Source organism: Microbacterium sp. W1-4-2 (assembly GCF_058349885.2).
In genome coordinates, this window is sequence record NZ_JBYRJC020000001.1 from 157,081 (window position 1) to 170,322 (window position 13,242).

A 13,242-nucleotide genomic window follows, 5' to 3' on the forward strand; every position below is an offset into this window, starting at 1 on the left:
TCTCAGTACTGGCCGAGGGCGAGGCCCTTGGCGAAGAACCGCTGCGTGCACAGGAACAGGACGACGGTGGGCAGCGACACGAGCACCGCCGCCGCGAGCACGGTCGACATCTGCGCGCCGCCGTACGTGCTCTGCATGCCCGACAGGGTCGTGACAATCGGACGGATGTCGTCGGACTGGGTGAGGGTCAGCCCCAGCAGCAGGTCGTTCCACACGAACGTCGCCTGCAGGATGAAGATGGCCACCAGTGCGCTCGACGCGATCGGCAGGTACAGGCGGGTGAAGATCCGCCAGGTCGTCGCGCCGTCGAGCACCGCCGCCTCGAACACGGAGTGCGCGACGCCGGTGAAGAAGTTGCGCATCACGAATGCCGAGAACGGGATCGAGATCGCCGTGTACACGATCACCATGCCCAGGCGGGTGTCGTACAGGCCCACCCTCGAGTAGCCGTCGAACAGCGGCAGCAGGATCATCTGCATCGGGAACACCGTCCCGCCGAAGATGACCACGAACCACAGGAAGCCGCGCTTCAGCTTGAGCGCGATGATCGCGAAGCCCGCCGCCGCCCCCGCGAGGACGGCAAGGGCCGCCGACACGATGGCATACAGGACGGTGCTGATCACGCTGTTGCCCAGGCCCGACAGCGCCAGCGCCTGGCCGATATTCTGGAAGAGGTGAAAGTCGGTGGGCAACCAGCTCTGCTTGGTGGTGAACGTCAGTGGGTCCTTCGCGGCGTTGATCACGAGCAGGTACGTGGGCAGCAGCCAGACGATGCCGAGGATGACGAGGACGACGGTGCGGACGATGCGGGACATGTCAGATCTCGTTCTTCGGGGACAGCTGCTGGCGCAGATAGATGATGGATGCCACGAGGGTGACGACGGTGAGGAATACAGCCACAGCTGACCCCAGCCCGTAGTTGCTGTCGACGAACGTGTCTTTGTACATCGTGAGCGCCAGCGTCTCGGACACCGTGCCCGGACCCCCCTTGGTCATGCTCCAGACGATGTCGAACGTCTTCAGGCTCGCCACGATCGACAGGCCCACCACGACGGCGGTGAGGGGGCGGAGCATCGGCCACAGGACGCTGCCGAACAGTCGCGCGCCGGCCGCGCCGTCGATGCGGGCGGCTTCGAGCGGCTCTTTCGGGATCGACTGCAGGCCGATCGTGAACAGCAGCGCGTTCACGCCCACGCCCTGCCAGGCCGCGGCGATGATCATCACCACCGTGTTCAGCGGCGCGTCCAGCAGCCACCGAGGCGGGTCCGTGATCCCGAACGCCGCGAGGGCCTGGTCGAGCGCCCCGCCGGACGACAGGATGAACGACCAGATCACGCCGACCCCGATGCCCGACAGTGCATAGGGGATCAGGAACGGCAGCCGCAGCCAGATGCCGCCGCCGAGGTTCCAGGTCAACAGCGCGATCGCGAGTCCCGCGCCGACGGGCACGAGGAGCGTGCCCACGACCCACAGCAGCGTGTTCAGCGCCGAGCCGACGAAGTCGGGGTCGGTGAACATCGCAGCGTAATTGTCGAGGCCGATCCACACCGGATCGCCCAGGCCGTTGTACTCGGTGAAGCTGAGGTACACGGTCCACAGCAGCGGAAGATAGAGCAGCACCGCGACCAGGATCACGCCCGGGGCGACGAAGCCCCGGGCGGACCACTGGTACGGCGTGGCGCGCGTCGTCATGCGGTGGGTGTTCCTACTTCTTGTGGCTCGCCCAGTACTTGTCCGCGGCATCCTGGATCTTCTGCAGGAACGGCGTCGGATCACCCGGGTTCGCCGAGAAGGCGCCGAACTGCTCGATGGCCACGGACATGATGTCGGTCGGCATCGCCTCGAAGAAGCGGTCGTACAGCTGGTAGTCGGGGCCCGCCATCTCGGTGCCGATCTTGGCCAACGCCGGATCCGAGACCGTGGCCTTGGGGTTGAAGGCCACGTCGCCGTGCGCCTTGTTCCACGCGGACTGCGCGGTCGCCGACATCCACCAGTCGGAGTACTTCAGGCCCATCTGCTTCTGCGAGGACTTCTCGGCCACGCAGATCGGACCGGACTCAACCGCCACCGGCGTCTTGGTGAGGCTGGAGTTGACCGAGGGGATGGCGAACATGCCGTAGTCGTCCGCGCTCATGCCCGCCGAGGCAAGGTTGCCCGCGTACCAGGTGCCGAAGTCGATCATCGCGAAATCGCCCTGCTTGAGGCCGACCGCCGGGTCGGTCGTGCTGCCGGCGTCGCTGAACCAGCCCTTCTTCTCCTCGTCGAGCCACGTGTTCATGACCGCCACGATGCGCGGGTCGGTGTATTTGACCGAGCCGTCCTCGAGGCCGGTGTACAGCGCTGGGTCGGTCGAGGCCACCAGGTGCTGGAACCACTGGAACGTGAACAGCTGGCTGGTCTGGTAATAGGGCGTGACGCCCTTGCTCTTCAGTGTGGTCGCGACCTGGTTCAGCTCGTCCCAGGTCGTAGGCACCTGCAGCCCGTACTTGTCGAACGTCTTCTTGTTGTAGAACATCACCCAGTACGCGATGTTCATCGGCACGCAGTACTGCTTGCCGTCGAACGTGTAGGACTTGCGCAGGTCCTCGCTCACCCAGCCCTGCTTGACGGCCTTGGCCCAGATGTCTGTCGTCTCGGCGAGCAGGCCCTGATCGACGAGCTGCTTGAGCGCATCGCCCGTGTGCCACGTGAACAGCCCGGGGCTCTTCGAGGTGCGGAAGGACTGCTTGATGAAGGCGTCGTACTGGTTTGAATCCGAGTAGCCGGTCGTCTTCAACGAGATGTCGACGTCCTTCTTGCTCGTCGTGTTGAGCGATTCGAAGTTGGGCTTCCACGCGGCTTTGTCGGTGTAGAAGTTCAGCGTGCCGGTGGTCTTCTGGTCCGACCCGGTGGACCCGGTCGAGCCTGAACAGCCAGCGAGGCCGCCGATGCCGAGGACGGTGACGGCCGCCAGTGCCGCCGCCAGGATGCGTCGTGACGTCATGGGAACTCCTTTGTTCGTGGGTGCCGGTCCGTCCGGGGGCGCTCATCGGCACCGGGGTATTCGACATCCTGTTATTTTGGTATCGTTACCAACCGCTCATGCGGCTAGGTTAGCAACGCCGGGGGGCACCTGCAAGGGCCGATGCCGCCGTGGTGTCACGATGCGGTCACGGCGCCTCCTCGCGCTCGCCGGCGCGCGCGTCGCCCGACCCGGCGGTGCCCGCCCACCGGTCGTCGACCGTGCGCGAGCCGCGCACGTAGGCCTTGACGGTGGCGAAGCGGTCGCTGCGCGAAGACTCGGTGCGCTCGATGCGGTAGGGTCCGACCGCGGCGGGGACGATGAACGTCTCGGCATAGTGGATCGTGAACGGCTCGAACGCGTCGGTCGGGCTGACCACCCGCACCTCGTCGCCCTCGACGAGGTTGAGCACGTTGACCGTGCCCTGCGTGTCGTGGTCGGCGGACTGCGCGAACCAGTGCCGGCGCACCTCGATGAACTCCAGCTCGTGCAGGCCCGTGCGCTCCTCGGTCACGCCGCCGGCATCGCGGACCACCTCGACCCGGTCGACGAGGTTCGCCCGGGTCCACTCGGTGTCGCGATCCCACTGGATGTTGCGGGCGCCGTGGTCCAGATGGACGGGGCGGGGGATGCCGTCGAGCCCGACGCGCCCCCAGTCCCAGAGCTTGAACGTGAAGATGAAGGGTGTGGCCGAGATCTCCAGCACCATCGAGTCCGCCCCCGAGCAGTGCACCGTGCCGGCCGGGATCGCGAAGTGGTCGTGCTTGCGTGCCGGAAACGAGTTGACGTACTTCTCGGCGGGGAACGGGTGCCCGCCGTCCTGGGCGATCTCGAGGTCGCGCAGCATCGCGTCCCGGTCGACGCCGGTCTTGGTGCCGAGGTAGACGACGGCATCCTCACCGGCATCCAGCAGGTAATAGCTCTCGTCCTGCGTGTACTGCATGCCGAACGTGTTCTTGATGTAGTCGGTGAGGGGGTGCACCTGCAGGCTCAGGTTGCCGCCGTCCATCGTGTCGAGGAAGTCGAAGCGGATGGGGAACTCGGCACCGAAGCGGGCGAACGTCTTCGCGCCGAGCAGGTCGACGGGGTGGCTGAGCACCAGGTCGAGCGCGGGGATCTCGACGACGCCGCCCTCGCCCTGCAGCAGCAGCGAGTTCTCTTCGGGCACGCAGTCGAAGCACCAGGCGTAGTTGTCTTTGCTCGGGTCCAGGCCGATCAGGCTCTTCATCCACTGCCCGCCCCAGACGCCGGGGTCGAAGAACGGCACGACCCGGAACGGCCGCGTCGTGGCGTGGCCGAGCGCCGCGCGGAACGCGTCGCCGGTGACCATGCCGGCCTCGGGCGCGTCGGGGCGCGGGTCGGCGGGGGCGATCGCGTTGCCGTCGACGACGAAGTCCAGGCGGTCGAACAGGCTGCGCTTGTGCCGGTCGGCGACGCGCCATTCGACGAAGAAGCCGCGCTTGTACTTGCGCAGGTTGTCTTCGCCGGGGTTGTCGGCCCGCCAGTTGGTCGCCCCGGCGCGCTGGCGCAGCTGCAGCTCCCAGCGGGCCATGTCGACGAGGACGAGGGTGGATGCCGCGGCCAGCCGCCGGCCGACGAGCTCGGCGCCCCAGCCGACGACGACGACATCGTCGTCGGTCGCGTCGACGTCCTGGGCGAGCCGGGTCAATGCCGCATCGTCGTAGAAGTCGGCGAGCGTCGCATGGCTGAGCACGCCGAACACGCGATCGTCGGTGAGGTTCGGGCCGATGAGGGCATCGATCTCGGAGATCGGGCGCGCCGCGTCTTCGACCGACACGACGCGCCAGTCCGGCAGCGCGTCGTGGACGGCAGCCGTCAGTGCGGACAGGTCGGTGCCGGGGTAGGCGTCGACGACCAGACGCGCGGGTCCGGTCGCGGCACGGGCCGAGGCGAGCTCGGCCGCGGCCCGCCACGCATCGCCGCCCCGCACGATGCGCGCGCCGGCGGGCAGGTCCACGGTGGGCTGGGTGTCGTACAGCCCCCGTGCGGTGTGTCCGCCCGACATCCCGCTGATCGTGCCGTTCATCGCGTCTCCTTCCCTCGGGGGCGCGCGCCCCGTTCGCGGCCTACGCCGCGGTCGTGTGCAGCCAGTGCCGAAAGGCCGCGCACGACCGACAGGTCGGGCGCCGTCGGGACGGCGATGCGCGGCCGGTGCGCGGACGACCAGAGATGCTCGTCGACGTACGCGGCGATCGGGCCACGGACGGCGTCGCCCGCGCGCAGGATGCCGCCGGAGAGGACGACGACATCCGGGTCGTACGCGTGGCACATCGCGACGACGGTCGCACCCCACACGGCGAGGTGGCGGGTCAGGATCTCGGCGAGGCGCGGGGAGTCGCCGGCGCGGGCGATCAGCTCGTCGTAGCCGTCGAGCTCGGGCAGCTGCTCGCGCAGGGCGCGGGTGCTCGCGAGCGACTCGGCGCAGCCGAGATTGCCGCACGGGCACGCGGGGGCGTCGAGGTCCACCGTGACGTGACCGCCCAGGATGCCGGCGTGGCCGTGCCTGCCGCGGACCAGGACGCCGTCCATCATGGCGGCCGTGCCGATGCCGGTCCCGAGGATCACGCCGACGGCATCGCGTGCGCCGTCGGCGCAGCCGCCGGCGACCTCGCCGACGAGGGCGGCCCGGGCGTCGTTCTCGACGATCGCCGGGACGCCGAGCGTCTGCGCCGACCAGTCGACGAGGTCGACCCCCTGCAGATACGCGTACTTGTCGTTGGCCTGGAGCATGCCGCGGCCGTCGGCGGTCACGACGCCCGGGACGGCGATGCCCACGGCATCCACCCCGGTCGCCGCGCCGCGCACAAGGGCGGCGGCGCCGGCGGCGGCGCGGTCGAGATCGGCCGCGGTTCCCGTGATCGGGATCGTGTCGGTCGCGACGAGCGCGCCGTGCTCGACGAGGCCGAACTTGACGGCCGTGCCGCCGAAGTCGATGCCGAGCTGCATGCGCGTCTCCTTTCCGAGGGGGACGAGTGGTAACGTTACCAACCCGGATGCGCGAGCGTCAAGCCTGGGTCTGCGGGTCGTTCGTCAGCGGGTGCGCCGGCGCAGCGTGACCGGCAGCTCGAGCTCTCGCGGCGGCGCGTCGGCGTCGTCCTCGAGGCGATCCAGCAGCAGTCGCGCGGCCCGGCGGCCGAGCTCGCGCGGGTCGTGGTCGATGACGCTGACCGGCACCGGCATCAGCCCCGACAGCTCGAAGTCGTCGAAGCTCATGAGCTCGGGCAGGTCGGCCGCCGCCCGTCCTTCTTCGGCGATCTGGCGGCCGATCTCGGTCACCGCGCCGATCGCGTTGCGGTTGTTCGCGCAGAACACGGCCGTCGGCGGGTCGTCCAGCGCGAGCAGCGCGCGCATCGCGCCCGCCGCCTCGTCCACCTCCTGCTGACCGTCGGGCACGAGGCGCCGGTCGAGGTCGACGCCGTGCTCGCGGTGCGCGCGCACGTAGCCGCGGTAGCGGCGCTCGCCGGTGAAGATGCGCCGGATGTTGCCGAGGTACGCGATGCGCGTGTGCCCGGCCTCGAGCAGTGCGCTGGTGCCGCGGAAGGCGCCGTCCTCGTCGTCGAGCACGACGCTGTCGGCCGCGAGATCGGCCAGGCGCCGCGAGGCCAGCACGACCGGCACGCCGCCCTGCCGGGCGTGCTCGAGATGCGTCGATGACACGCCCGTGGGCACGACGATCAGGCCCTCGACGCGTCGGCCGAGGAAGTCGCCGACCAGCTGCGCCTCGCGCAGGGGATCCTCGGACGTGTTGCCGAGCAGGATGCGACGCCCGGTGCCGGCAGCCTCTTCTTCGACGCCGAGCGCGAAGGTGCTGTAGTACGGGTTCGCGATGTTCGTGATCGCGACGCCGATGAGGCCGCTCGGCTGGCCCGGGCGGATGCTGCGGGCGTTCTCGTTGCGGTGGTAGCCGAGCTCGGCGACCGCTGCGAGCACGCGCTCCTGCAGCTCCGGCTTGACGTTGACGCCCCCCGCGAGGGTGCGTGACACGGTCATCGGGCTCACGCCCGCCCGTTCGGCGACCTCCTTGACGGTGGGGCGCCGACGCTCATCGCTCATGTCCGCAGCTCCTCGCTTCTTCGAGGGAACGTTATCACCAGGGGTGCGGCTGGTCTGCGCTCGGCCGGACGACGCTTCGGGTGCCTCACCCCACGCGGTCGGTGAGGACCGCCATGCGCCGCGTGCCGACCCGGGTGAGGATCAGGGTGGCGGACTCGTCGCCGCGCAGCGCGAGGGCGCGACGGAATGCGGCGGGATCGACATCCACCCCGCGCTTCTTGATCTCGAGCGTGCCGATGCCGCGTGCGCGCAGGGCCGCACCGAGCGCCTTCGCGCCCGTCGGCAGCTTCTCGCGCACGCGGAACGACTGCACGAACGGGCTCGTCAGCGCCGCGTCGCCGGTGACGTAGGCGATGTGCGGGTCGAGCATGCCGCCGTCCAGCTGCCGGGCGACCTCGCCGATCAGCCGCGCCCGGATCACCGCACCGTCTGGCTCGTGCAGGTAGGCGCCGAGCTCGCGCACCTCGGCGTCCTCGGAATCGTCCGGCGCCGTCAACTCGTGCGCGTCGTCGCCGCGCAGCACCAGGGCCGCCCGGCGCACGCCGTCGCGGGCGAGCCGGCCGCTCCACACGACGAGCTCGACGACGCTGCCGCCGTCGCTGACCCACTGCGTCTCGGCGTCATCGGGCAGCGCGCCGCGGTCGTGCCCCGGCCCGAGCTTGATCCCGGTCGGGATGCGCCCGGCGGTCTCGAACGCCCACTCCAGCGGCGGCGAGTACTCGGCGGACGCGACGCGCTGCGTCTCGCGGTGCCCCGCTGTGCGGCGAGCGGGGTCGAGCCACACGGCATCCACGTCGTCGAGATCGGATGCCTCGGCCCGGCCGTGCACGACGCTCGCGGCCGTGCCGAAGGCGGCGAGGTTGTAGGCCGCTATCGCCGCGGTCACCTCGTCGGCGTCGACCGCGCGCACCGCCAGGCCCGCGCCGGCGAACGCGAGCGCGTCGCCGCCGATGCCGCAGCCGAGGTCGGCGACCGTTCCGATGCCGGCGGCGCGCAGGCGCCGCGCATGGTGGATCGCGACCGGCAAGCGCGTGGCCTGCTCCAGACCCGCGCGGGTGAACAGCATCCTGTCTGCGAAGTCCCCGAACTTCGCCCGCGCCTTCGCCCGCAGATGCGCCTGGCCGACCACGGCCGAGACCAGGTCGGGGGAGTGCCGGGCCGCGCGCAGCCGCGACACGGCCCGGGCGACGGCGTCGGTGGTGGCGATCGGCCCGAGGTCGTCGAGCAGCCGCAGACCGTCGGCGGTCAGCAGTGCCGTCAGCTCGGACATCTCCATCGCTCCAGGGTACGGTGACCCGGATTGGCACTCGCGTTGCGTGAGTGCCAATGGATGCCTAAACTGGGATCAGCACTCGACACGTCAGAGTGCTAACGAGTCTTCAGTCTCAACAAGGAAGAGGTAGACCGTGTCGGTTTCCATCAAGCCGCTCGAGGACCGCATCGTCATCAAGCAGGTCGAGGCCGAGCAGACCACCGCGAGTGGCCTGGTCATCCCCGACACCGCGAAGGAGAAGCCCCAGGAGGGCGAGGTCGTCGCGGTCGGCCCCGGCCGCATCGACGACAACGGCAACCGTGTTCCGCTCGACGTCGCCGTGGGCGATCGCGTGCTGTACAGCAAGTACGGCGGGACCGAGGTCAAGTTCGGCGCCGACGAGTACCTCGTCCTGTCGGCGCGCGACGTCCTGGCGGTCGTCGTCCGCTGAGGCCCGCTGTTTCAGAAGGCCCGGGTGCTGCGGCATCCGGGCCTTCGGCGTTCCCGGGGTGGATTGATCGCCCGATCCCTACCCGGCCGAGCGCCCAATCCATACCCGTCGAGCGCCCAATCCATAGGGACTGGGCGAGTCCACACCCTCTGGGGTATTGATTCGCCGAATCCATAGGGATTGGGAGATGGCAATGGGCATGCCGTGGTCGCGGCCGTGGTCGGGGCCGTAGTCGGGGCGGGGGCGGGGGCCTCGGCGCGGAGGGAGTGTCGATGCGACGAACTAGGCTGGTGCAGTGAAGCAGACCGAGGCGCGGCGGCGGAACGACACCGTCGTCGGGGGCGTGTATGCGTTCGTCGCCTACCTGCTGTGGGGGATGTTCCCGCTCTACTTCCTGCTGCTTCTGCCGTCCACGCCGTGGGAGGTCGTGGCGTGGCGGGTGCTGCTGTCGCTCGTGTTCTGTGTGATCGCGTTGAGCGTGACGCGCACCTGGGGGTCGCTGTGGCGCATCGTGCGCCGGCCGCGGCTGCTCGGATGGACGGCGGCCGCCGGCATCCTGATCTTCGTCAACTGGACCGTCTACCTGGTCGCGACCCTCACCGGGCACGTGATCGAGGCAAGCCTGGGGTACTTCATCAACCCGATCGTGACGGTGCTGCTCGGCGTGCTCGTGCTGCGCGAGCGCCTGCGCACAGCGCAATGGATCGCGATCGCGATCGCCGTGATCGCGGTGGTGGTCATCGTGATCGGCTACGGGCAGATGCCGTGGATCGCGCTCGCGCTCGCGTTCTCGTTCGGCCTGTACGGACTGGCCAAGAACCGCGTCGGCCCCTCGGTCGACGCGGTCAGCGGGCTCACGCTCGAGACCGCGTGGCTCACGCCGGTCGCCGCCGTCATGCTGATCTGGATCGGCGGCACCAGCGGCATCACGCTCGGCGCCGAGGGCGCGTTCCACGCCGTCATGCTCGCGCTGGCGGGCGTGGTCACCGCCGTGCCGCTGCTGCTGTTCGCCGCCGCGACCCGACGAGCGCCGCTCAGCCTGGTGGGGCTGCTGCAGTTCCTCACGCCGATCCTGCAGTTCCTCACCGGGGCGTTCCTGCTGCACGAGTCGATGTCGCTCGAGCGCTGGATCGGGTTCGGCCTGGTCTGGGTCGCGCTGGTGGTGCTCACCGCCGACTCGCTGGCGCACGCGCGACGCTCCCGCCGGGGCGTGAGCAGCGTCGCCGACATCGCCTGAGACACCCGCGATCGTTAGCGCACCGAGATCATCGGTTGCGGCTCATCATGCCGTTCACGCCATATGGTTAGAGCACCCGAAGTGGGCACAGTCCACGTTCAAAGCAAAGGAGCACCATGAACGGATTGAGAGGCCTGCGGCGCGGCAGGATCGCAGCTGCGATCACGCTTGCCGGTGCGGCTGCTCTCGTGATGGCCGGCTGCAGCAGCACCCCTGCGTCGACGCCCGGCAACACGAGCGGAGGTCCGGCGACCGAACTGACCTTCAAGCTCGGATCACTGCTGCCCGAAACCGGTTCACTCGCCTTCCTCGGTCCGCCCATGGAATCGGCGGTCGGCATGGCGGTGAAGGACATCAACGACGCCAAGGCCGGCATCACGGTCAACTACACCGCAGCCGACGAGGGCGACACCGACACCAAGGCGTACGAGACGTCGATCTCGAAGCTGCGCAGCGCGGGCATCACCGGAATGGTGGGGGCCGCGGCATCCGGTGTCACGAAGCTGATCCTGGACGGGAACATCTCGGCGGGGATCCTGACGGTGTCGGCGTCGAACACGTCGCCCGACTTCACGAACTGGCCGAACAAGGACCACCTGTACTTCCGCACCGCGCCCAGCGACCTGCTGCAGGGCGAGGTCCTCGGCAACCTGCTCGCCCAGGACCACAAGAAGTCGCTCGGGGTCATCTTCCAGAACGACGCCTACGGGAACGGGCTGTACCAGGCGATCAAGAAGACGTTCGAGGCGTCCGGCGGCAGCGTCGTCGCCAACGCGTCGTTCAACGTCGGCGACTCGCAGTTCGACGCTCAGGTCGCGACGATCAAGGCGGCGAACCCGGATGCCGTGGCCATCGTCTCGTTCGACCAGTTCAAGACCATCGGCCCGCTGCTGGTGAACGCCGGCATCCCGGCCAAGGACTTCTACATGGTCGACGGCAACCTGTCGGACTACACCACGAAGTTCCCGGTGTCGCTCGAGGGCGCTCAGGGCACCAAGCCCGGCCCCGCGCTGCCCGACAGCTTCACGAAGGACCTGAACGCGTTCTGGACCGCCGCGGGCAACCCGGCGATGAAGGACTTCACCTATGCGGGTGAGGCCTACGACGCCACGGTCCTCATGGCTCTGTCGGCACTGGCGGCCAAGTCGACCGAGGGTGCGAAGATGGGCGCCAAGATGCAGGAGGTCTCGGGCGGGTCCGGCAACGGCAAGACGTGCGACTCGTTCAAGGCCTGCGCCGACATCATCAACAGCGGCGGGGTCGCGGCCTACCAGGGCTTCTCCGGCGAGAGCAAGTTCGACGACCACAACGACCCCCAGGGCGCGGTCATCGGCATCTACAAGTACGACGCGAACAACGCGCCGCAGCGGACCAACTGACCTGATCCGCACGAAGCGCCCCGGGCTGCGGCCCGGGGCGCTTCGTCGTGCTGCGCGACATCCCTTGCTCGGCGCCGGGAGGGGATGCCTCGGGGCGGGGTCAGGCGGCGTCGGTGCCCAGGGTGCCGAGGTAGAGGCCGATGACCTTCGGGTCGTTCAGCAGCTCGCGGCCAGTGCCCTCGTAGGCATCGCGGCCCTGGTCGAGCACGTAGCCGCGATCGCAGATCTGCAGGCAGCGCCGCGCATTCTGCTCGACCATGATCGTGGTGACCCCGGCCTTGTTGATGTCCGAGACGCGGATGAACGCATCGTCCTGGCGCACCGGCGACAGGCCGGCGCTGGGCTCGTCCAGCAGCAGCACGGAGGGGTCCATCATCAGGGCGCGGCACATCGCGACCATCTGGCGCTCACCGCCCGACAGCGACCCCGCGCGCTGGCCGAGCCGCTTGCCGAGTTCGCTGAAGATGCCGGTCACGAACTCGAGCCGCTCGCGGTACACCCTCGGGTTCTGGTACAGGCCCATCTCGAGGTTCTCGGCGATCGTGAGCGACGGGAACACGTTGTTGGTCTGCGGCACGAACGCGACACCGCGTGCGACCAGCTTGTCGGCCTTCAGGCCGACGATGCTCTCGCCCTTCACGCGGATGTCGCCGCCGCGCACGTGCACCATGCCGAAGATCGCCTTCAGCAGCGTCGACTTGCCGGCGCCGTTCGGGCCGATGATGCCGACCAGCTCGCCCTGGTGGGCGACGAGGTTCGCGCCGTTGAGGATGTTCACGCCCGGCAGGTATCCGGCCTGCACGTTCTCGACCTCGACGATGGGCACGCCCTGCTCGCTCACGCGTCACTCTCCTTCGTGTCGGAGTCCGCGGCATCCGGCCCCGACTCCTCCTGGACTTCCTCTTCGATCGCCTCGAGCAGGTCGATCGCCGAGGTGTCGAGCTCGCCCTCGATGCGCCCGGTGACCACGCCCAGGTCGACGTCCTGGTGCGAACCCAGGTACGCGTCGATCACGGCCGGGTCCTCCATGACGACCTCGGGCGGGCCTTCGGCCACGACGCGGCCCTCGGCCATGACCACCACCCAGTCGGCGATGTGGCGCACCATGTGCATGTCGTGCTCGACGAACAGCACCGTCATGCCGCGATCCTTGAGGTCGAGGATGTGCCCCAGCAGCGACTGCGTCAGCGCCGGGTTGACGCCGGCCATCGGCTCGTCGAGCATGACCAGCTGCGGCTCGCACATCAGCGCCCGCGCCATCTCGAGCAGCTTGCGCTGGCCGCCCGACAGCGAGGCGGCGAAGTCCTTCTCCTTCGCGTCGAGCTTGAACCGCACGAGCAGCTCGCGCGCCCGCTGCTCGATCTCGCGCTCCTGCGCACGCCACAGGAACGGGAACATGCTCTGCCAGAACCGTTCGCCGACCTGGTGACGGGCGCCGAGCTTCAGGTTCTCGAGCACGGTCAGCAGCGACAGCGACTTCGTCAGCTGGAACGTGCGCACCTGGCCCATGCGGGCGACCTTGAACGAGGGGACCCCGGCGATGTCCTTGCCTTCGTAGGTCCAGTGCCCGCTGTTCGGGTGGTCGAACCCGCAGAGCAGGTTGAAGAGGGTCGTCTTGCCGGCCCCGTTCGGGCCGATCAGCGCCGTGATCGCCCCGCGGGGGATCTCGAGGTGCTCGACATCGACCGCGGCGACGCCGCCGAAGTGGCGGCTGACGCCGTCGATCACGAGGATCGGGTCGACCTTGGGCACGCCCGGCGCCGCATCGCCGGCCGCGAGACCGGTCGTCTTGGGCCGGTGCACGCCGCCGGTCGCGGCGGGCGGCTCGCCGCCCGGCTCGCGGGGGTC

The 13,242-nt window shown here is 69.3% G+C and carries 12 protein-coding genes; 3 read left to right on the top strand and 9 right to left on the bottom strand.

All coding sequences use genetic code 11. From position 1 onward, the window contains the following. Nucleotides 1-2: 2 nt before the first annotated feature. The 7 genes from AC3RX0_RS00780 to AC3RX0_RS00810 all read right to left on the bottom strand — a co-directional run bounded on the left by AC3RX0_RS00780 (nucleotide 3) and on the right by AC3RX0_RS00810 (nucleotide 8,351). A complete protein-coding gene (locus AC3RX0_RS00780; RefSeq protein ID WP_491504040.1) occupies nucleotides 3-815 on the bottom strand; it encodes a carbohydrate ABC transporter permease in 813 nt (270 codons plus the stop codon). A 1-nt stretch (nucleotide 816) separates the two neighbouring features. Continuing rightward, complete coding sequence (locus AC3RX0_RS00785) at nucleotides 817-1,692, bottom strand: carbohydrate ABC transporter permease (RefSeq protein WP_491504041.1); 876 nt, start codon at nucleotides 1,690-1,692, stop codon at nucleotides 817-819. Nucleotides 1,693-1,705: 13 nt separating this feature from the next. Continuing rightward, on the bottom strand, nucleotides 1,706-2,983 hold the full coding sequence (locus tag AC3RX0_RS00790) for an ABC transporter substrate-binding protein (protein ID WP_491504042.1): 1,278 nt from the start codon (nucleotides 2,981-2,983) through the stop codon (nucleotides 1,706-1,708). A gap of 166 nt (nucleotides 2,984-3,149) precedes the next feature. Next, nucleotides 3,150-5,048: a class I mannose-6-phosphate isomerase gene (locus AC3RX0_RS00795; protein WP_491504043.1), complete on the bottom strand. Its 1,899-nt coding sequence runs from the start codon at nucleotides 5,046-5,048 to the stop codon at nucleotides 3,150-3,152. Then, entirely contained in the window at nucleotides 5,045-5,968 is a 924-nt protein-coding gene (locus AC3RX0_RS00800) for an ROK family protein (protein ID WP_491504044.1), read from the bottom strand. Before AC3RX0_RS00800 ends, AC3RX0_RS00795 begins: the two co-directional genes overlap by 4 nt. An 84-nt stretch (nucleotides 5,969-6,052) precedes the next feature. Next, nucleotides 6,053-7,075: a LacI family DNA-binding transcriptional regulator gene (locus AC3RX0_RS00805; protein ID WP_491504045.1), complete on the bottom strand. Its 1,023-nt coding sequence runs from the start codon at nucleotides 7,073-7,075 to the stop codon at nucleotides 6,053-6,055. A gap of 85 nt (nucleotides 7,076-7,160) precedes the next feature. After that, nucleotides 7,161-8,351, bottom strand: coding sequence for a THUMP-like domain-containing protein (locus tag AC3RX0_RS00810; RefSeq protein WP_491504046.1), 1,191 nt, complete (start codon nucleotides 8,349-8,351; stop codon nucleotides 7,161-7,163). A 130-nt stretch (nucleotides 8,352-8,481) separates the two neighbouring features. On the opposite strand from AC3RX0_RS00810, the gene groES reads away from it, so the two are divergent. From groES to AC3RX0_RS00825, 3 genes are all read left to right on the top strand, one after another. After that, nucleotides 8,482-8,778 (top strand): co-chaperone GroES, encoded by a 297-nt coding sequence (groES, locus tag AC3RX0_RS00815; protein WP_039394204.1) that lies wholly within the window; start codon nucleotides 8,482-8,484, stop codon nucleotides 8,776-8,778. Between the two features lie 295 nt (nucleotides 8,779-9,073). After that, on the top strand, nucleotides 9,074-10,015 hold the full coding sequence (rarD, locus tag AC3RX0_RS00820) for an EamA family transporter RarD (protein WP_491504047.1): 942 nt from the start codon (nucleotides 9,074-9,076) through the stop codon (nucleotides 10,013-10,015). Between the two features lie 116 nt (nucleotides 10,016-10,131). After that, on the top strand, nucleotides 10,132-11,394 hold the full coding sequence (locus AC3RX0_RS00825; protein WP_491504048.1) for an ABC transporter substrate-binding protein: 1,263 nt from the start codon (nucleotides 10,132-10,134) through the stop codon (nucleotides 11,392-11,394). Nucleotides 11,395-11,494: 100 nt separating this feature from the next. Here the strand turns inward: AC3RX0_RS00825 and AC3RX0_RS00830 are convergent, their stop codons facing one another. Together AC3RX0_RS00830 and AC3RX0_RS00835 are read right to left on the bottom strand one after the other, a co-directional pair. Beyond that, nucleotides 11,495-12,235, bottom strand: coding sequence for an ABC transporter ATP-binding protein (locus AC3RX0_RS00830; protein ID WP_491504049.1), 741 nt, complete (start codon nucleotides 12,233-12,235; stop codon nucleotides 11,495-11,497). After that, nucleotides 12,232-13,197 (bottom strand): ABC transporter ATP-binding protein, encoded by a 966-nt coding sequence (locus AC3RX0_RS00835; protein ID WP_491505342.1) that lies wholly within the window; start codon nucleotides 13,195-13,197, stop codon nucleotides 12,232-12,234. Before AC3RX0_RS00835 ends, AC3RX0_RS00830 begins: the two co-directional genes overlap by 4 nt. Between the last annotated feature and the right edge of the window lie 45 nt (nucleotides 13,198-13,242).

Excerpts from the sequence above, each read along its gene's own strand:
- AC3RX0_RS00780 (WP_491504040.1), bottom strand. The coding sequence starts at position 815 with ATGTCCCGCATCGTCCGCACCGTCGTCCTCGTCATCCTCGGCATCGTC.
- AC3RX0_RS00785 (WP_491504041.1), bottom strand. The coding sequence starts at position 1,692 with ATGACGACGCGCGCCACGCCGTACCAGTGGTCCGCCCGGGGCTTCGTC.
- AC3RX0_RS00790 (WP_491504042.1), bottom strand. The coding sequence starts at position 2,983 with ATGACGTCACGACGCATCCTGGCGGCGGCACTGGCGGCCGTCACCGTC.
- AC3RX0_RS00795 (WP_491504043.1), bottom strand. The coding sequence starts at position 5,048 with ATGAACGGCACGATCAGCGGGATGTCGGGCGGACACACCGCACGGGGG.
- AC3RX0_RS00800 (WP_491504044.1), bottom strand. The coding sequence starts at position 5,968 with ATGCAGCTCGGCATCGACTTCGGCGGCACGGCCGTCAAGTTCGGCCTC.
- AC3RX0_RS00805 (WP_491504045.1), bottom strand. The coding sequence starts at position 7,075 with ATGAGCGATGAGCGTCGGCGCCCCACCGTCAAGGAGGTCGCCGAACGG.
- AC3RX0_RS00810 (WP_491504046.1), bottom strand. The coding sequence starts at position 8,351 with ATGGAGATGTCCGAGCTGACGGCACTGCTGACCGCCGACGGTCTGCGG.
- AC3RX0_RS00825 (WP_491504048.1), top strand. The coding sequence starts at position 10,132 with ATGAACGGATTGAGAGGCCTGCGGCGCGGCAGGATCGCAGCTGCGATC.